Origin of the sequence: Erwinia sp., from assembly GCF_031978025.1 — a bacterium.
In the GTDB taxonomy this organism is placed as follows: Bacteria; Pseudomonadota; Gammaproteobacteria; order Enterobacterales; family Enterobacteriaceae; genus Erwinia.
The window spans coordinates 1-17168 of sequence record NZ_DALZCD010000069.1; the positions used below are offsets into that span (position 1 = coordinate 1).

At 55.1% G+C, this 17168-nt stretch carries 21 protein-coding genes; 7 read left to right on the forward strand and 14 right to left on the reverse strand.

All coding sequences use genetic code 11. The features are described from left to right. The 3 genes from RTK32_RS07690 to RTK32_RS07700 all read left to right on the forward strand — a co-directional run. Positions 1–282: polyprenyl synthetase family protein (locus RTK32_RS07690; RefSeq protein WP_312042881.1), on the forward strand; the 282-nt coding region annotated here is incomplete at its 5' end. A 19-nt stretch (positions 283–301) separates the two neighbouring features. Next, positions 302–2167 (forward strand): 1-deoxy-D-xylulose-5-phosphate synthase, encoded by a 1866-nt coding sequence (gene dxs / locus RTK32_RS07695; RefSeq protein ID WP_312042882.1) that lies wholly within the window; start codon positions 302–304, stop codon positions 2165–2167. A gap of 84 nt (positions 2168–2251) precedes the next feature. Beyond that, positions 2252–3226 (forward strand): aldo/keto reductase, encoded by a 975-nt coding sequence (locus tag RTK32_RS07700; protein ID WP_312042883.1) that lies wholly within the window; start codon positions 2252–2254, stop codon positions 3224–3226. A 134-nt stretch (positions 3227–3360) separates the two neighbouring features. On the opposite strand, the gene pgpA is transcribed toward RTK32_RS07700, so the two are convergent. The 6 genes from pgpA to nrdR all read right to left on the reverse strand — a co-directional run bounded on the left by pgpA (position 3361) and on the right by nrdR (position 7420). Beyond that, entirely contained in the window at positions 3361–3861 is a 501-nt protein-coding gene (gene pgpA, locus RTK32_RS07705; RefSeq protein WP_312042884.1) for a phosphatidylglycerophosphatase A, read from the reverse strand. Beyond that, entirely contained in the window at positions 3845–4816 is a 972-nt protein-coding gene (gene thiL / locus RTK32_RS07710; protein ID WP_312042885.1) for a thiamine-phosphate kinase, read from the reverse strand. Before thiL ends, pgpA begins: the two co-directional genes overlap by 17 nt. 54 nt (positions 4817–4870) lie before the next feature. Continuing rightward, complete coding sequence (nusB, locus tag RTK32_RS07715) at positions 4871–5290, reverse strand: transcription antitermination factor NusB (RefSeq protein WP_125288408.1); 420 nt, start codon at positions 5288–5290, stop codon at positions 4871–4873. A gap of 16 nt (positions 5291–5306) precedes the next feature. Continuing rightward, entirely contained in the window at positions 5307–5777 is a 471-nt protein-coding gene (ribE, locus tag RTK32_RS07720) for a 6,7-dimethyl-8-ribityllumazine synthase (protein WP_246758528.1), read from the reverse strand. 89 nt (positions 5778–5866) lie between these two features. After that, positions 5867–6967, reverse strand: a complete 1101-nt coding sequence (gene ribD / locus RTK32_RS07725; protein WP_312042886.1) for a bifunctional diaminohydroxyphosphoribosylaminopyrimidine deaminase/5-amino-6-(5-phosphoribosylamino)uracil reductase RibD — start codon at positions 6965–6967, stop codon at positions 5867–5869. 3 nt (positions 6968–6970) lie between these two features. Further along, positions 6971–7420, reverse strand: coding sequence for a transcriptional regulator NrdR (nrdR, locus tag RTK32_RS07730; RefSeq protein WP_125288405.1), 450 nt, complete (start codon positions 7418–7420; stop codon positions 6971–6973). 201 nt (positions 7421–7621) lie between these two features. On the opposite strand from nrdR, the gene lysM reads away from it, so the two are divergent. Then, the gene (lysM, locus tag RTK32_RS07735) at positions 7622–8062 is read left to right on the forward strand and encodes a peptidoglycan-binding protein LysM (RefSeq protein WP_312042887.1); all 441 of its coding nucleotides are present in this window, start codon (positions 7622–7624) and stop codon (positions 8060–8062) included. Positions 8063–8068: 6 nt separating this feature from the next. Next, positions 8069–8617, forward strand: coding sequence for a DUF3251 domain-containing protein (locus RTK32_RS07740; RefSeq protein WP_312042888.1), 549 nt, complete (start codon positions 8069–8071; stop codon positions 8615–8617). Positions 8618–8662: 45 nt separating this feature from the next. On the opposite strand, the gene secF is transcribed toward RTK32_RS07740, so the two are convergent. The 5 genes from secF to queA all read right to left on the reverse strand — a co-directional run bounded on the left by secF (position 8663) and on the right by queA (position 14163). Beyond that, positions 8663–9631, reverse strand: a complete 969-nt coding sequence (secF, locus tag RTK32_RS07745) for a protein translocase subunit SecF (RefSeq protein ID WP_312042889.1) — start codon at positions 9629–9631, stop codon at positions 8663–8665. A gap of 10 nt (positions 9632–9641) precedes the next feature. Further along, complete coding sequence (gene secD / locus RTK32_RS07750; RefSeq protein WP_312042890.1) at positions 9642–11489, reverse strand: protein translocase subunit SecD; 1848 nt, start codon at positions 11487–11489, stop codon at positions 9642–9644. A gap of 27 nt (positions 11490–11516) precedes the next feature. Continuing rightward, positions 11517–11849: a preprotein translocase subunit YajC gene (yajC, locus tag RTK32_RS07755; protein WP_312042891.1), complete on the reverse strand. Its 333-nt coding sequence runs from the start codon at positions 11847–11849 to the stop codon at positions 11517–11519. A 24-nt stretch (positions 11850–11873) separates the two neighbouring features. Further along, positions 11874–12998, reverse strand: coding sequence for a tRNA guanosine(34) transglycosylase Tgt (gene tgt / locus RTK32_RS07760; RefSeq protein ID WP_312042892.1), 1125 nt, complete (start codon positions 12996–12998; stop codon positions 11874–11876). 94 nt (positions 12999–13092) lie between these two features. Continuing rightward, a complete protein-coding gene (queA, locus tag RTK32_RS07765; protein ID WP_312042896.1) occupies positions 13093–14163 on the reverse strand; it encodes a tRNA preQ1(34) S-adenosylmethionine ribosyltransferase-isomerase QueA in 1071 nt (356 codons plus the stop codon). A 167-nt stretch (positions 14164–14330) separates the two neighbouring features. Between queA and RTK32_RS07770 the strand changes: the two genes are divergently transcribed. Both RTK32_RS07770 and RTK32_RS07775 read left to right on the forward strand, forming a co-directional pair. Further along, positions 14331–14912 carry an ACP phosphodiesterase gene (locus tag RTK32_RS07770; protein WP_312042893.1) on the forward strand — a complete coding sequence of 194 codons (582 nt, stop codon included), beginning with the start codon at positions 14331–14333 and terminating at the stop codon, positions 14910–14912. A 169-nt stretch (positions 14913–15081) separates the two neighbouring features. Then, on the forward strand, positions 15082–15684 hold the full coding sequence (locus tag RTK32_RS07775; RefSeq protein ID WP_125288397.1) for a peroxiredoxin C: 603 nt from the start codon (positions 15082–15084) through the stop codon (positions 15682–15684). 484 nt (positions 15685–16168) lie between these two features. On the opposite strand, the gene RTK32_RS07780 is transcribed toward RTK32_RS07775, so the two are convergent. From RTK32_RS07780 to ycgZ, 3 genes are all read right to left on the reverse strand, one after another. After that, the gene (locus RTK32_RS07780; RefSeq protein WP_312042894.1) at positions 16169–16417 is read right to left on the reverse strand and encodes a biofilm/acid-resistance regulator YmgB/AriR; all 249 of its coding nucleotides are present in this window, start codon (positions 16415–16417) and stop codon (positions 16169–16171) included. A gap of 45 nt (positions 16418–16462) precedes the next feature. Further along, positions 16463–16756, reverse strand: coding sequence for a hypothetical protein (locus RTK32_RS07785; protein ID WP_253455080.1), 294 nt, complete (start codon positions 16754–16756; stop codon positions 16463–16465). A 173-nt stretch (positions 16757–16929) separates the two neighbouring features. Then, positions 16930–17168: regulatory protein YcgZ (gene ycgZ, locus RTK32_RS07790; protein WP_312042895.1), on the reverse strand; the 239-nt coding region annotated here is incomplete at its 5' end.

The following is a 17168-nucleotide window of genomic DNA, read 5'->3' on the forward strand; positions in this document are numbered from 1 at the left end:
GTACTCGATCGCTATGCCGATGCCATCGGCCTGGCGTTTCAGGTGCAGGACGATATTTTAGATGTGGTGGGCGATACCGCCATTATCGGCAAACGGCAGGGAGCCGATCAGCAGTTAGGAAAAAGTACCTACCCGGCCTTGATGGGACTCGAGCGCGCGCAGGCAAAAGCGTGGGAGCTCTGTCAGGAGTCACTCAGCGCACTGGAAATACTTGCCGCGCAAGGCTTTGACACAACATCACTACAAGCGCTGGCAAGTTACATAATTGAACGCAATAAATAACTTCCACAATGAGTCTCTGATGAGTTTTGATACTGCAAAATATCCGACGCTGGCGCTGGCCGCTTCGGTACAAGAATTACGTTCGCTTCCTAAAGAGAGCCTGCCAAAACTCTGTGATGAGCTACGACAGTATTTACTCGACAGCGTCAGCCGCTCCAGCGGTCACTTTGCCTCCGGCCTGGGCGTGGTAGAGCTGACCGTTGCCCTGCATTATGTCTACAACACCCCTTTCGACCATTTGATCTGGGATGTGGGCCATCAGGCCTATCCGCATAAAATTCTGACCGGCCGCCGCGATCGCATCGGCACTATCCGCCAGAAAAACGGCCTGCACCCTTTTCCATGGCGTGATGAAAGCGAATATGACGTGCTGAACGTCGGCCATTCCAGTACCTCAATCAGCGCCGGGCTGGGCATGGCCGTCGCCGCCGAAAAAGAGGGCAAAGGCCGCCGGACTGCCTGTGTGATCGGCGATGGCGCCATCACGGCAGGTATGGCGTTCGAAGCAATGAACCATGCGGGCGATATCAAATCCGATCTGCTGGTAGTGCTGAACGACAACGAGATGTCGATTTCAGAAAACGTCGGCGCGCTAAACAATCGCCTGGCGCAGATCCTCTCTGGTAAAACCTATTCACGTCTGCGTGAAGGCAGCAAAAAAGTGCTGACCGGCCTCCCTCCGATTAAGGAGTTGGTCAGGCGTACCGAAGAGCACCTGAAGGGTATGGTCGTACCCGGCACGCTGTTTGAAGAATTGGGCTTTAACTATATAGGGCCGGTCGATGGCCATGACGTGCTGACGCTGGTGCAGACGCTGAAAAACATGCGTGACCTGAAAGGGCCGCAGTTTCTGCATATCATGACCAAAAAAGGCAAAGGCTACGCGCCGGCGGAGAAAGACCCGATCAGCTGGCACGCCGTGCCCAAATTCGATCCGGCCAGCGGTCTGCTGCCTAAAGCGGTCGAAGGCCTGCCGAGCTACTCAAAAATTTTCGGCCAGTGGCTGAGCGAAACCGCTGCCGGTGACAACAAGCTGATGGCCGTTACGCCAGCTATGCGTGAAGGCTCTGGAATGGTCAGCTTCTCGCGCGACTATCCGGCGCAGTATTTTGACGTGGCGATTGCCGAACAGCACGCCGTCACCTTTGCCGCCGGGCTGGCGATTGGTGGCTATAAGCCGGTTGTAGCCATTTATTCGACGTTTTTGCAGCGCGCCTACGATCAGCTGATCCACGACGTGGCGATCCAAAAGCTGCCGGTACTGTTTGCTATCGATCGCGGCGGCATCGTCGGCTCCGATGGCCAGACGCACCAGGGCGCTTTTGATATCTCGTTCCTGCGCTGCATTCCGAATATGGTGATCATGACGCCAAGCGACGAAAACGAATGCCGTCAGATGCTGTATACCGGCTATCACCATCACGCTGGCCCAAGCGCGGTACGTTATCCTCGCGGGACAGGAACCGGCGCGGAACTTGAACCGTTGCAGTCCCTGCCTCTGGGCAAGGGCGTAGTGAAACGTGAGGGTGAAAAGCTGGCGATCCTGAATTTCGGTACGCTGTTGCCGGAAGCGGCGGCCGTAGCGGACGCGCTGAACGCTACGCTGGTGGATATGCGCTTTGTGAAGCCGCTGGACGAAGCGCTGATCGTTGAGCTGGCCGCCAGCCATGAAGCCCTGATCACGCTGGAAGAAGGCGCGATCAAAGGTGGCGCGGGCAGCGGCGTGATTGAAGCGCTGATGGCTAAGCGCGTCCTGGTGCCGGTGTTGAATATCGGTCTGCCGGATGAGTTTATTCCGCAGGGCACGCAGGAAGAGATCCGCCACGATTATCTGCTGGATGCCGAAGGCATAGAACAGCAGATCACACGCTGGCTGGCCCTGTAATACCGCACGTGGCTCCCCCTCCGGGGAGCCTGTCACCTGCTATGCTTAGGCCTTTGCGCCTTTTCATTCTCAGCAGGAGCACGCATGAAAACCCTTCCGTTAGGCAACACCGACCTGATCGTATCCCGTTTGTGCCTGGGCTGCATGACCTATGGCGAACCCGACCGCGGTCGTCACGCCTGGACCCTGCCCGAAGAGAGCAGCCGTCCGCTCATTAAACAGGCGCTGGATGCAGGCATTAACTTTTTCGACACCGCTAACAGCTATTCCGACGGCAGTAGTGAAGAGATTGTAGGCCGCGCCCTGAAAGCATACGCGCGCCGTGACGAAATTGTGTTGGCCACTAAAGTCTATTTCCCGATGAGTAATCTCTCCGGCGGCCTGGCGCGCGCTAATATTATGCAGTCAATTGATGACAGTCTGACCCGGCTGGGCACCGACTATGTCGATTTGCTGCAAATCCACCGCTGGGATTACAACACGCCGCTGGAAGAGACGCTGGAAGCGCTGCATGACGTGGTAAAGGCCGGGAAAGCCCGCTATATCGGCGCCTCTTCTATGTATGCCTGGCAGTTTGCCAAAGCGCTCTATACGGCGGACCGCCACGGCTGGACAAGATTTGTCAGCATGCAGGATCAGTACAACCTGATCCAACGTGAAGAGGAGCGTGAAATGTACCCGCTCTGTCAGGCAGAAAATATCGCCGTGCTGCCGTGGAGTCCACTGGCGCGCGGTCGCCTGACGCGCCCGTGGGGCGAAACGACGGCGCGTACCGCTTCCGATGAGTATGGCAGCACGCTCTATGCCAAAACCGAAGAGAATGATGGCGCGATTGCGCAGCGCGTGGCGGCTATCGCTGAAGCTCGTGGCGTAAGTCGTGCGCAGATCGCGCTGGCATGGTTATTGGCTAAACCGGTGGTGACAGCTCCGATTATCGGCGCATCGCGCGCAGAGCAGCTGGCTGATTTGGTTAAGGCGGTTGAGATCGAGCTGACGCAGGAAGAGGTGGCCGATCTGGAAAGCCTTTACCAGCCGCACAGCATAGTGGGTTTTGAGTAAGCCGCGGGGCTGAACAGGGGAAATAGCGCGCCGCGACATGAACGCCGCGGCGCGAGCTGGCATGGATGCCTTTCCAGGCATTTTTACGGCTGAGCTTCCGGCTTCACGCCAACACAGTATGCACAGCTGACAAACTAGAGCGCCAGATAGTGTCCGGCGTAATAGAGGATACCGGCCGAAATAATACCGGCGACGATATCATCCACCATAATCCCCATGCCGCCGTGTACGTTGCGGTCAAACCAGCGGATTGGCCACGGCTTCCACATATCCAAAATACGGAAAATCACAAAGCCGGCCAGCACCCACTGCCAGCTGTTGACAGGGATCGCCATCAGCGTAATCCACATGCCGATAAACTCATCCCAGACGATGCTGCCGTGGTCGTGCAGCCCCATATCTTTCGCGGTACGATGGCACAGATAAACGCCAATGCAAATGCCGAACATCACCAGCAGGGAATAAATATCCTGCGGCAGAAAGGACATCAGATACCAGAAAGGGATTGCCGCCAGCGAGCCCATGGTGCCGGGCACCACCGGGCTGAGCCCGCTGCCGAAACCGGTCGCCAGCAGGTGCCAGGGATTGCTCATCTTCAGGCGTTTTTTAGCTTCATGCTTATCCAAAGTGATCAAATCCTTTTAGTTTACGCTCAACAGGCCGGTTGTTTTCCAACAGCACCAGGCCTTCAGACAGCGGTGCCAGCTGTCCAATGCAGGTAAAAGGCACGCCATAATGTCCCAGAGCCACATCCAACGCGCCACGATTTATTTCCGGGACGGTGAAGCAAAGTTCATAATCTTCACCGCCGCTCAGCGCCCAGGCGATCGCCTGCTCCGGCTCGAAGTGGCTTTTCATCACGCTTGAAAGCGGCAACGCATCCAGATTCAGACGAGCACCGCAGTCGCTGGCTTTCAAAATATGGCCGAGATCGGAGATCAAACCATCGGAAATATCGATGGCGGCGCTGGCCAGATCGCGCAACGCCTGTCCCTGCAGAATACGCGGCATCGGGCGCAAATGACGTTTAATCAGGGCCTCATGCGCGGCAGGATCGTTGATTTTGATATGGTGCTGCAACAGCGCCAGTCCTGCCGCACTGTCACCCAGCGTGCCGGTCACGTAAATCCAGTCGCCGGGTTTAGCACCTGAACGTTTTAACGCCCTGCCCCGCGGCACCAGACCGTGAATGCTAAGCGTCAGGCTTAACGGTCCGCGCGTGGTATCGCCGCCGATCAGCTGCATGTTGTAATAATCCAGCAGTTCAAACAGGCTGTCGCTGAACTCTTTCAGCCAGGCCTCGTTCACCTCGGGTAGCGTCAGTGCCAGCGTCAGCCAGGCAGGATCGGCTCCCATGGCGGCCAAATCGCTGAGGTTTACCGCCAGCGCTTTATAGCCAAGATCGGCTGGATGGATGTCGCGCAGGAAGTGCACACCGGCTACCAATGTATCGGTGCTGATCGCCAAGGTCTGATTTTCGGGCAGGTTTAGCAGAGCACAGTCATCGCCGATGCCTTTTTCTACATCACGACGAGAGCTAGTTATGCGATCAAAATAGCGCGTGATAAGTTCAAATTCGCCACATGCCATAATGCGTTCCAGCAGAAAAAAGGAAGAAGGCCGGATAAGACCGGCCTGAAAGGATTACTTCTTGTTAGGGCGGATATGCGGTGCGGCTTTATCCAGCACGCCATTAACGAATTTATGGCTGTCTTCAGCGCCAAACACTTTCGCCAGCTCAATCCCCTCATTAATCGCGACTTTATAGGGAACGTCGGAGCGCTTGCTCAGTTCGTACAGCGAAATGCGCAGAATAGCCTTTTCTACCTGACCCAGCTCTTCCAGCTGGCGGGAAAGGTAAGGCTTCATCAGGCCGTCGAGGTACGCGCTGTTGGTCGCAACGCCGCCCAGCAGCTCGCGGAAATAGCTGATATCAACGTCTTTGACGTCTTGCTCCGCCAGAAACTGGTATTCGACATCAGAGATGTCGTTCTTGGACAACTGCCAGGAGTAAAGCGCCTGGACAGCACATTCACGGGCGCGGCGACGAGCAGCAGGTTTCACAAAATTCCCCTTAAAATCAGGCTTTGATGGCTTTCAATACGTTAATCATTTCGAGTGCGGTCAGAGCGGCTTCCGCCCCTTTGTTACCCGCTTTGGTTCCGGCGCGCTCAATGGCCTGCTCAATGTTTTCTGTGGTCAGAACACCAAAGGCAACCGGAATGTCGCTGTTCATGGCGACGCTGGCCAGGCCAGAACTGGCTTCGCCAGCAACATATTCGAAGTGAGCGGTGCCACCGCGGATAACGGTACCCAGCGCCACAACCGCATCGTGTTTACCGGCATTTGCCAGCGCACGCGCCGTCATTGGCATTTCGTAGGCGCCCGGTACCCAGATAACGGTGATATTTTCATCTTTTACCTGGCCGATACGCTTCAGCGCATCAAGGGCACCGCTCAGCAGGCTGTCGTTGATAAAGTTGTTGAAACGCGCAATAACAATGGCCACGCGCGCGTCAGGAGTAGCAACAGCAGCTTCAATAACGTTCATAATCTTCCTTTCAGGGTTTGTTATGGCCCCGCAGGGGGGCGGATTCTATCACACTCTTTAACGCTCTGCTTCCGCTTTTCTGCAGAGCGCTATCGCGGCGTCAGCGTCAGACGCAAATCTGGCCCAACCTGACGACTATCGCTGAATATAAACGTTGGCGCTTCAGCAAGTTGTGCTAAAGCGGGCAGATGGCACAAACCGCGTGCTGCATCGCCCAATAATTTAGGCGCAAGGTAAACAATTAGCTCATCGACGACGCCCGCGCTCAGCAGGGCACCAGCCAGCTGCGCGCCGGCCTCTACCCAGACGCTGTTGATCTGGCGGCGTCCCAGCAGCATCAGCAAAGAAACCAAATCGGTTTGCTCATTAAGACGCGGCACACAAAATTGTTCAACGTTCCGGGGCCAGCTAAGTTCGTCGGCCTGCTGACGCGCCAGCCAGGTTTCACCGGGTTGAGCAATCAATCGGTGCTGCGGCGTAACGCGGTTGTGGCTGTCAATAACCACTCTGACCGGCTGGCGCAAATCCTGCTGCGTACAGACTGCCTGTACATCCTGATTTAACTCGTCCCAGCGCACGGTCAGGGACGGATCGTCAGCCAGCACCGTTGCGCTGGTAGTCAGAATGGCCGAGCTTTGCGCCCGCAGGCGCTGCACGTCGCGCCGTGCTTCCGGCGAGGTAATCCACTGGCTTTCGCCGCTTGCCATCGCCGTACGGCCGTCCAGCGAGGCGCCCAACTTCAGCTGCACCCACGGGAAGCCGGTGCGCATCCGCTTAAGAAAGCCACGATTCAGCGCTTCCGCTTCCTGCATCATCAACCCGTGGCTGACGGCAATGCCGGCCTGCTGCAAACGATAAAGCCCCCGTCCCGCCACTTCGGGGTTGGGATCCTGCATGGCGGCAACAACACGAGCGACCCCAGCGGCGATCAGCGCCTCGCAGCAGGGTGGCGTGCGTCCATGATGGCTACAGGGCTCCAGCGTGACGTAAGCCGTAGCGCCGCGCGCTTTATCGCCCGCCATCCGCAATGCATGGACTTCTGCATGGGGTTCGCCAGCCCGAAAATGGTAGCCTTCGCCGACAATTTCTCCGTCCCGTACGATAACGCAACCTACGTTCGGATTAGGTGTGGTAGTAAAGCGCCCGCGCCTGGCCAGTTCAAGTGCGCGAGCCATATAGATTTCATCCATGCCTTAATCCTGTAAGCGGGCGATTTCTTCGCCGAATTCGCGGATATCTTCAAAGCTGCGGTAGACCGAGGCAAAGCGAATATAGGCCACCTTATCCAGTTTTTTCAGCTCATCCATCACCAGGTTACCGATCATTTTGCTGGGCACTTCGCGCTCGCCCGTGGATCGCAGCTTGCTTTTGATATGGCTGACGGCATTTTCAACATCATCCGAGCTGACTGGCCGCTTCTCCAGCGCCTTCATGATCCCGCTGCAAAGCTTGTCTTCATTGAAGGGTTCACGAATATCATTGCTTTTCACCACCCGCGGCATCACCAGCTCGGCCACTTCAAAGGTGGTAAAGCGTTCATGGCACACCAGGCACTGACGGCGACGGCGCACCGAGGTTCCCTCCCCCACCAGGCGGGAATCGATGACTTTGGTATCCACAGCAGAACAGAACGGGCAATGCATGATAATTCCTGGATCCTGGAAAAGTGAGCACAGTGTAGCGCGAAGTGGCGAGCAACAAAATATCAGGCCGCCCTTTTGCCTTTCTTTCCCCTGCCGGATCGCTTTGCCTGGTGCCTGACCAGGTATCTGCCCGTTCTTCCGCTATAATGACAGAACGCTCTGGCGTAACTTTTTATAAAACAGGGATTAACCGGAGGATATATGGGTTTATTTAACTTTGTAAAAGAAGCGGGCGAGAAACTTTGGGATTCGGTAAGCGATGCTGGCGAAGACCAAAGCGCGAAGCTGAAAGAGTATATCCACAAGCTGGGCCTGCCTGGCAGCGAGAAGGTTGACGTTAAGGTGGATGGCGATAAGGCCAGCATTAGCGGTGACAGTATTTCTCAGGAACTGAAAGAGAAAATCCTGGTAGCGGCCGGTAACGTCGCGGGGATTACTCACGTTGAAGACAATGTGAAAGTAGCGGAAGCCGCAACCGAAGCGAAATTCTATACGGTGAAAAAAGGCGACACGCTTAGCGCCATCTCGAAAGAAGTGTACGGCGATCCGAACAAGTACAATCAAATCTTCGAGGCTAATAAACCTATGCTCTCCGACCCGAATAAGATCTACCCGGGTCAGACTTTACGTATCCCTCAGTAGGCATCTATGGCCGGATATCTGAAAAAGGCTACGCTGCTGCCCCTGCTGGCTCTGCTGGCAAGCTGCGCCTCCCCGCAGCAGCCACAAATCGCTAAGCTGCATAATGAGGTTGGCAAGCTCAACAATGAGATGCAACAGCTTACCGAGCAGGCAACGGCACTTACGCGGCAGAATATGCTCAACAGCAGCTCTACCCAGGGGGCCTGGCTGCTGCCGGCCACTAACACGGCCGTGCCGCTGCAAAGCCAGTTGGGTGAGGTCAGGCTGTCGCTGAGCCATATTGAAAGTGAAGCCAACGGCACGCGGGCAATGCTGCATATCCGTTCTGCCGGAGACAATACGCTGCCTGCCTTTACCGCGACGGTAGAATGGGGCGAGTTGGATCCGACTAGCGGTAAACCGCTTCAGGTGAACAGCCAGAGCCAGACCTTCAGCGTGGCGGCCTCACTGCTGCCTCGTAGCGAAGTCACGGTACCGCTGCGCTTGAGCAACCTGCCACCGGAGCAGCTGGGCTACGTGCGCGTGCACGATTTGATGGGCCAGACGAAGCCATAAAAAAAGCGCCGCAAATGCGGCGCTTTTTTTTATACAGCGAAAAGCTTAAGGCATAATCGAAGGTTGATCGGCGCCCTCTTTCTCCACTTTCTGCTGGATCAGATGCTCACGTTTCATCCCCAGTTTCAGCGCCAGCGCCGAAGCCACATAGATAGATGAAATTGTGCCGATGGAAACCCCGATCAGCATGGTCAGCGAGAAGCCTTCCAGCAGCGCACCGCCGAAGATAAACAGCATCAGTACCACCACCAGCGTGGTGGCGGAAGTCATGATGGTTCGGCTCAGCGTCTGCGTCAGCGAGACGTTGAAAATTTCGTAAGGCGTACCGCGACGGATCTTGCGGAAGTTCTCACGAATACGGTCCGACACCACAATGCTGTCGTTCAGCGAGTAGCCAATAACCGACATCAGCGACGCAACAATGGTCAAATCAATCTCAATATGGAACAGAGAGAGAATGCCCATGGTAATGATCACGTCGTGCGCCAGCGCCAGCACGGCGCCTAACGCCAGTCGCCACTCAAAGCGGAAACCGACGTACACCAGGATGGCGATCAGCGCTACCAGCAGCGCCATGCCGCCGGTCTGCGCCAGATCGCTGCCCACGCTTGGGCCAACAAACTCAATGCGCTTCACGGTGCCGTTCTGCGCCGTTGCCTGGTTAATGATGCTGACAACCTTGCTGCCCAGTTCCTGGCCCGCATTGCCTTCGTGTGGCGACATCCGCACCAGCACATCACGGCTACTGCCGAAATTCTGCACCTGCGGATCGGTAAAGCCCGCTTTCTCCAGCGCACCGCGCAGATTATCCAGCTCGGCCGGTTTCTCCAGGGTAATTTCAATCACCGTACCGCCGGTGAAATCCAGTCCCCAGTTAAATCCTTTCAAACCCATGATCGCAAAAGAGGCGATCAGCAGCAGGCCGGAAAGAGTAAAGGCCAGCTTGTCCCAGCGCATAAAGTCGTGGACTTTACGGCCGTAGTTCAGTTGTTCAACGCTATAGTCCTGTGCCACAACGCACTCCTCAAATAGACAGCTTGTTGATGCGTTTACCGCCGTACAGCAGGTTGACGATGGCGCGGGTACCGACAATAGCGGTAAACATAGAGGTCACTACACCGATTGCCGTGGTGATAGCAAAGCCCTTAATGGATCCCGTACCGACAGCATAAAGGATAATAGCCGTGATAAGCGTGGTGACGTTGGCGTCGATGATACTGGAAAACGCGCCGCTGTAGCCTTCATGGATAGCCTGCTGAACGGAACGTCCGTTCTTCAGCTCTTCCTTGATACGCTCGTTAATCAGCACGTTAGCATCAACGGCTACCGCCAGCGTCAGCACGATACCGGCAATACCCGGCATGGTCAGCGTGGCGCCAGGCAGCAGGGACATAATCCCCACAATCAGCACCAGGTTGGCCACCAGCGCGGTGGTCGCAATCACCCCGAACTTACGGTAGTAAACCACCATAAACACGATAGAGGCGATCAGGCCCCACAGACAGGCTTGCAGACCCTGAGTAATGTTTTGCGCGCCCATGGTTGGACCAATGGTGCGTTCTTCCACAATCTGGATTGGCGCAATCAGCGCGCCTGCACGGAGCAGCAGCGACAGCTGACGTGCTTCGTTCGGATTGCTAATACCGGTGATGCGGAAGCTGTTACCCAGTCGGGACTGGATATTGGCAACGTTAATCACTTCTTCCTGCTTCGCCAGGATAGCGCGACCGTTGGCGTCTTTCTTACCGCTGTCTTTGTACTCAACAAACAGCGTCGCCATCGGCTTATTGATATTATCCTTAGTGAAGTTGGACATGATATTGCCGCCCGCGCTGTCCAGCGAGATATTTACCTGTGCCTGGTTGTACTCATCCATGCTCGACGTAGAGTCAGTTATATGGTCACCGGTCAGGATAACGCGCTTGTACAGCGTAACCGGCTGGCCGTCGCGGGTATTTTTCACTTCTGAATCGCCCGGTACGCGGCCGTTAGCGGCAGCGGTAGGATCAACGTAAGTGTTAACCAGACGGAATTCCAGCGTGGCAGTTGCCCCCAGAATCTCTTTTGCGCGCGCGGTGTCCTGAATACCCGGCAGCTCAACCACGATTCGGTCGGTGCCCTGACGCTGTACCAGCGGCTCGGCCACACCCAGCTGGTTCACACGGTTACGCAGGATAGTGATGTTCTGCTGTACCGCATACTCCCGGGCTTCTCGCAGGCGGTCGTCTGACATGACCGCACGCAGCAGATTACTGCCGCTGGTGTTGATCACCAGATCGCGATGACGGCCGGTCAGATAACTGACGGCGTCGTCGCGCGCCTGCGCGTCACGGAAACGGATTTCCAGACCGTAGTTATCGGTCTTGCGCACGTTGGTGTAGGGGATATTTTTGTCGCGCAGATCGCTTCTGAGGTTGTCAATATTCTGTTCCTGAAGCTTGCTCAGGGCAGTATCCATATCAACTTCCATCAGGAAGTGCACGCCGCCGCGCAGATCGAGACCGAGTTTCATCGGTTCTGCGGCCAGCAGGCTCAGCCAGCGTGGCGTGGCCGGGGCAAGGTTAAGCGCGACCACGTAGTCTTCGCCTAACGTTTTGATAATAGCGTCACGCGCACGCAGCTGCACGTCGCCGTTAGCGAAGCGCGCCATGATAGCGCCGTTTTCCAGCGCAAGGGATTTGCTCTGGATATTCTCTTCTTTTAAAACACTCTGGATCTGATTCAGCGTCTGTTCACTGGCGGCGCTTCCGCGCGCGCCGGTGATCTGAACAGCCGGATCCTCACCATACAGGTTGGGAAGCGCATAGAGCAGACCGACGATAAGCACGACGATCAGCATGATGTACTTCCACAAAGGATAACGGTTTAACACGGCAGTTCCCTTAGGGAAAACAAAAAATTACAGCGCCTTCATCGTACCTTTCGGCAGAACGGCAGCCACGAAATCACGTTTGACCACAACTTCCGTCGTCTCGTTCAGTGCGATAGCAACATAGCCGGTATCCGCGACTTTGGTTACGCGTCCGACCAGACCGCCGGTGGTCAGCACTTCGTCGCCTTTGGAAATGGAGTCCATGAGTTTCTTATGCTCTTTACCGCGTTTCTGCTGTGGGCGCAGGATCATGAAATAGAAAATCAGACCAAAAACCACCAGCATAATCACCAGCGAATACGGGCTTCCCTGTGCTGGCGCACCAGCAGCAGCCACTGCATCAGAAATGAACAAGCTCATTAATTTTCCCTCTTTGATTAATTATCAGACGTTTAACGGCGGAACCGCTTTGCCCGTCCGTGCATAGAATTCGCTAACGAAGTGCTCTAATTTACCCTCTTCAATTGCCTTACGTAAACCCGCCATCAGGCGCTGGTAATAACGCAGGTTATGAATAGTGTTAAGACGTGCACCCAGTATCTCGTTGCAACGATCCAGATGATACAGGTAAGCGCGGCTGTAATTGCGACAGGTGTAGCAATCGCACTCTGCATCCAGCGGCGCCGTATCATCTTTATATTTCGCGTTACGGATTTTTACCACGCCGTCGGTCACAAACAGGTGGCCGTTACGGGCGTTGCGCGTAGGCATCACGCAGTCAAACATGTCAATGCCGCGACGCACGCCTTCTACCAGGTCTTCTGGTTTGCCGACGCCCATCAGATAGCGCGGTTTGTCCTCGGGGATCTGCGGACAGACGTGCTCCAGAATGCGGTGCATGTCCTCTTTCGGTTCACCGACCGCCAGGCCGCCCACAGCGTAACCATCAAAGCCAATCTCTACCAGCCCTTTTACGGAGACATCTCGTAAATCTTCGTAAACACCGCCCTGAATAATCCCGAACAGCGAGTTTTTATTCCCAAGCGAATCAAAGCGATCGCGACTGCGCTGCGCCCAACGCAACGACATCTCCATCGAACGTTTGGCGTAATCCCAGTCGGCCGGATAAGGCGTACATTCGTCGAAAATCATGACGATATCGGAACCCAGATCGTACTGGATCTCCATCGACTTTTCGGGATCCAGGAAGATCTTGTCGCCGTTAATCGGGTTACGGAAGTGCACGCCCGCTTCGGTGATTTTACGGATATCCCCCAGGCTGAACACCTGGAAGCCGCCTGAATCGGTCAGGATCGGTCCTTTCCACTGCATGAAGTCGTGCAGGTCGCCATGCAGCTTCATAATTTCCTGGCCCGGACGCAGCCACAGGTGAAAAGTATTGCCGAGGATGATCTGGGCGCCGGTATCCTGCACTTCCTCCGGCGTCATGCCTTTAACAGTGCCGTAGGTGCCTACAGGCATAAAGGCCGGGGTTTCCACCACGCCACGATCGAAAACCAGACGGCCACGGCGCGCGCGCCCATCAGTAGTATCTAATTCAAACTTCACGTTGCCTCCATCAGAGAAACAGTCTGATGCTTAAGAGTTGACCTGCGCCCTGGTCAGGGGCAGGCATCGCAACCGGTCAAATCCGGTTATTGTCTTACTTGCCGACCTGCTCGTTTATTGCCTGCGGATTACGGGTAATAAACATCGCGTCGCCATAGCTAAAGAAGCGGTACTGCTCCGCTACCGCCTGCTGGTAAGCGTGCATGGTATGACGGTAGCCTGCAAAAGCGGAAACCAGCATGATCAGCGTGGATTCCGGCAGATGGAAATTGGTGACCAGCGCATCAATAACCTGATACTCATAGCCGGGGTAGATAAAGATTTTGGTGTCGTCGAAGAAAGGCGCAATCAGGGCGTCTTTGGCCGCTGCCGCCGCGCTTTCCAGCGAACGAACCGATGTTGTCCCTACGGCAACGACGCGGTTGCCGCGTGCTTTACAGGCCAGTACCGCGTCCACAACTTCCTGCGGAACTTCAGCATACTCAGCGTGCATAATATGATCTTCGATGCTGTCCACACGCACCGGCTGGAAAGTGCCCGCGCCGACGTGGAGGGTCACGAAAGCGGTTTCAATACCTTTCGCCCGCAGCGCTTCCAGCATAGGTTCGTCAAAATGCAGGCCTGCGGTTGGGGCCGCTACCGCGCCAGGACGCTCGCTGTAAACGGTCTGATAGAGTTCACGGTCGGCGTCTTCATCAGGACGGTCGATATAAGGCGGCAGCGGCATATGGCCAACGGCATCCAAAATATCCAGCACGGCGCGCTCGTCGTCAAAATGCAGTTCAAAGAGCGCATCATGACGGGCAACCATGGTCGCCTTAACGCTTTCGTCGTCGCCAAGCAGCAGTTCGGCACCCGCTTTAGGCGCTTTAGATGCGCGGATATGCGCCAGCACGCGATGCTCATCCAGCATTCGCTCGACCAGTACTTCGATTTTGCCGCCGCTGGCTTTGCGCCCGAAGATACGCGCCGGGATCACGCGCGTATTGTTAAAAACCAGCAGGTCACCCGGATTGAGCAAATCCAGTAAATCGGTGAACACCCCATGGGTCAGCTCGCCGTCCGGCCCGTTAAGGCACAGCAGACGGCATCCGCTGCGCTGGGCCTGCGGGTAGTGGGCAATCAAAGATTCGGGCAACTCAAAAGAAAAATCGGCAACGCGCATGGTCATTCACAGTCAGGGAAATCAGGGCGCACATTCTAGCTGAAAACCCGCCAATTCTGAACCATTCGCCGCATCTATCGGTTAAACCGTCCGCCAACAAGCGTGTAGCGCTTTGTCCGGCGCTATCAGCAGTATCCCGACGCGGCAGAAGCCGATATACTGCCGCGATGAACTTTCTCGCTCACCTTCACCTGGCTCAGCTGGCTGACAGCTCCCTGCTGGGCAACCTGATGGCCGACTTTGTGCGCGGCAATCCACGTGACGTCTGGCCCGATAACGTTGCCGCCGGTATTTTGCTGCACCGACGTATTGACGTCATGACCGACGCCCTGCCGGAAGTCCGTGTCGCACGTGGATTTTTCCGTCCGGAAACTTACCGTGTCTCACCTATCGCACTGGACGTTATTTGGGATCACTTTTTATCCCGCCACTGGGATGAGATCGTACCGGAAACGGCGCTACCGGATTTTTTACGCCGGGCGCAAGCCGAGATAGGCCCGCATCTTGCCACGACGCCAGAGCGCTTTCAGAACCTGAATCGCTATCTGTGGACGGATCGATGGATGGAAAAATACGCGCAGGCGCTCTATTTGCAAAATGTCCTGAGTGGAATGGCCAGCCGCCGTCCTCGCCTGATAGCCCTGGCAGACTGTTATCAGGACTTTACCGATAATTATCAGCAGTTTGAGTCTATTTTCCGGCAGTTTTATCCACAAATGATGGCGAAAGCCCGTCAGCAGTTGCTCTAGTCGCGCTTGCCCTTTTGCTGAAAAAGGTTATGGTGGTGAACATATTGAATAAAAACGCTTTTTGATAGGTGTAAACTATCAGAGAAATCGGCGCTTAGCGCTGGTTTGCCAGGCTATGTCGCCTCATACTGGCGGCCGTTTCCCTTAATGTCTCTTTACAGGAGTGACCATGGTTCTCGTAACTCGTCAGGCCCCTGATTTCACCGCCGCAGCCGTGCTGGGCAACGGTGAAATCGTAGAAAATTTCAACTTTAAAAAACACACCGCTGGTAAAGCCACCGTTGTGTTCTTTTGGCCAATGGACTTCACTTTTGTTTGCCCTTCTGAGCTGATCGCTTTCGATAAGCGTTATGAAGAATTCCAGAAGCGCGGCGTGGAAGTGGTTGGCGTCTCTTTCGACTCCGAGTTCGTTCACAACGCATGGCGTAAAACCCCTATCGATAAAGGCGGCATCGGCGAAGTAAAATACGCGATGGTTGCGGATATCAAACGTGAAATCCAGAAAGCCTACGGCATTGAGCATCCGGATGCAGGCGTTGCGCTGCGCGGCTCTTTCCTGATCGACAAAGCCGGTGTGGTTCGCCACCAGGTAGTTAACGATCTGCCGCTGGGCCGTAACGTTGATGAAATGCTGCGTATGGTTGACGCGCTGCAGTTCCACGAAGAGCACGGCGAAGTGTGCCCGGCTCAGTGGGAAAAAGGCAAAGAAGGTATGGGCGCGTCTCCGGACGGCGTAGCGAAGTACCTGTCTGAAAACGCTGGCAAGCTATAATATCGCTTTGCATGCAGGATCAAGCTCGCTTCGGCGGGCTTTTTTTATTTGGGGATTCAGACGGCTGTGCTTTTGATGCGGGCGCACCAGGCTAAATATACAGCAAAAGTATACCCACTGCGGCGGGCTGTGATAGTCTGTTGACAGGTACAGTTCAAAGAGGGAAGAGAGTGCCCAAAACAGAGCAGGCGTATTCTTCAGAAATCTGTGCCCTCATCGGCAGAGCCGTGGCAGAGCTGCTGGAAAGCGGCGAACCGGTAGGACGACATAACATCTTAATTCGATTACAGATCCACAGCGCACAAACCACCGACGAACAGATGAAGGCTGCTATTCAGCGCGCTTTCCGATCGTTAATAGACCGCTTTCAATAACCTCTGTTCCACCCCGTTTTCAGATGCGCCAGGCAGCAAGCCCAGGCTGTTGCGTCCTGCTGCCTGGCGTCAATCGAAGCGCAACGCTGCCTGGTGCATTCTGTGAAACGTTATGCGTCGTCAGGGGTACGGGCAACCACAATTTCCAGCGCCTGGCGGAACACATCCAGCTGCACGACATCAGAGGTATGTTCCAGCTTTTCAATCAGCTTCAGAATAATGGCTTTGTTTGTCACATACCCACCGGCAGCCGCAATTTCTCTGATAACGGCGCCAATAACTTTGGTTTCCTGAGCCAGTAAATCACCTTCTCCCTGAAAATGCTCAAGGATGCCCGGCTCTGAAGAGTGCTGCTGCATAGTATTCGCCTTTAAAAAGGGCGGGATCACCCCACCTGAATTGACTCAATGTTTTTTGGTACCGTCTGGCGGACCTTCACTGGTAAAAAGGTGCGTCACATTATCCACGTCACGGATTTCGTGGGTATAGCGATTGTTACCCGTTTTTATATTATTTCTGACATCAATAATGGCCTGTTTACAGGCGCGGTGCCTGGCAGCACTTTTTTCCACGGCGGCCATCGCCTGCAGCTGACGGATCAGCGCGGCGTTATTGATAGTAGCATCCGTTTTTAACAGCACCAGCACGGCCTCGCCCAGTACTATATCGATCAGTTTTTCATCGTCGTTTCTGTACATACCAGCTTCTCTGTATCAGTGATGTGGGCGCATAAATAGCCACAGTTCCCGGATGCAACCCTGGGAGGCAGCAGGTTTATCAACCACCGCCGATCAAAGGGCCAGGCGGGAAAGCAGGCCAGGCCGAGCAGAAAAGTTAGGACGTCTGGTAATCATCATCCAGGCTTTGAAACTCAGTCCTCACGGCCAAATAACATACCTATCAATTCGTGATAATGTTTTTCCTGTCCGGCATCAGAGGCCAGTTCAAGACGCCTGAGCAGCTTAGAACAGATCGCCTTGCGGTTAATATTTTTACCCGAACGCAGAATCTCCACCACAATTTGCCCCAACGTTTCCTGTTGAGAGGGCATCATCGCTTCACTGAAGTAACGACTGATATCACTTTCAGTTTTCGGGTTAGATCCATCCT

Coding starts and splice junctions, on each gene's coding strand:
- dxs (WP_312042882.1), top strand. CDS start 302: ATGAGTTTTGATACTGCAAAATATCCGACGCTGGCGCTGGCCGCTTCG.
- RTK32_RS07700 (WP_312042883.1), top strand. CDS start 2,252: ATGAAAACCCTTCCGTTAGGCAACACCGACCTGATCGTATCCCGTTTG.
- thiL (WP_312042885.1), bottom strand. CDS start 4,816: ATGGCATGTGGCGAATTTGAACTTATCACGCGCTATTTTGATCGCATA.
- ribE (WP_246758528.1), bottom strand. CDS start 5,777: ATGAACGTTATTGAAGCTGCTGTTGCTACTCCTGACGCGCGCGTGGCC.
- ribD (WP_312042886.1), bottom strand. CDS start 6,967: ATGGATGAAATCTATATGGCTCGCGCACTTGAACTGGCCAGGCGCGGG.
- nrdR (WP_125288405.1), bottom strand. CDS start 7,420: ATGCATTGCCCGTTCTGTTCTGCTGTGGATACCAAAGTCATCGATTCC.
- lysM (WP_312042887.1), top strand. CDS start 7,622: ATGGGTTTATTTAACTTTGTAAAAGAAGCGGGCGAGAAACTTTGGGAT.
- RTK32_RS07740 (WP_312042888.1), top strand. CDS start 8,069: ATGGCCGGATATCTGAAAAAGGCTACGCTGCTGCCCCTGCTGGCTCTG.
- yajC (WP_312042891.1), bottom strand. CDS start 11,849: ATGAGCTTGTTCATTTCTGATGCAGTGGCTGCTGCTGGTGCGCCAGCA.
- queA (WP_312042896.1), bottom strand. CDS start 14,163: ATGCGCGTTGCCGATTTTTCTTTTGAGTTGCCCGAATCTTTGATTGCC.
- RTK32_RS07770 (WP_312042893.1), top strand. CDS start 14,331: ATGAACTTTCTCGCTCACCTTCACCTGGCTCAGCTGGCTGACAGCTCC.
- RTK32_RS07775 (WP_125288397.1), top strand. CDS start 15,082: ATGGTTCTCGTAACTCGTCAGGCCCCTGATTTCACCGCCGCAGCCGTG.
- RTK32_RS07780 (WP_312042894.1), bottom strand. CDS start 16,417: ATGCAGCAGCACTCTTCAGAGCCGGGCATCCTTGAGCATTTTCAGGGA.
- RTK32_RS07785 (WP_253455080.1), bottom strand. CDS start 16,756: ATGTACAGAAACGACGATGAAAAACTGATCGATATAGTACTGGGCGAG.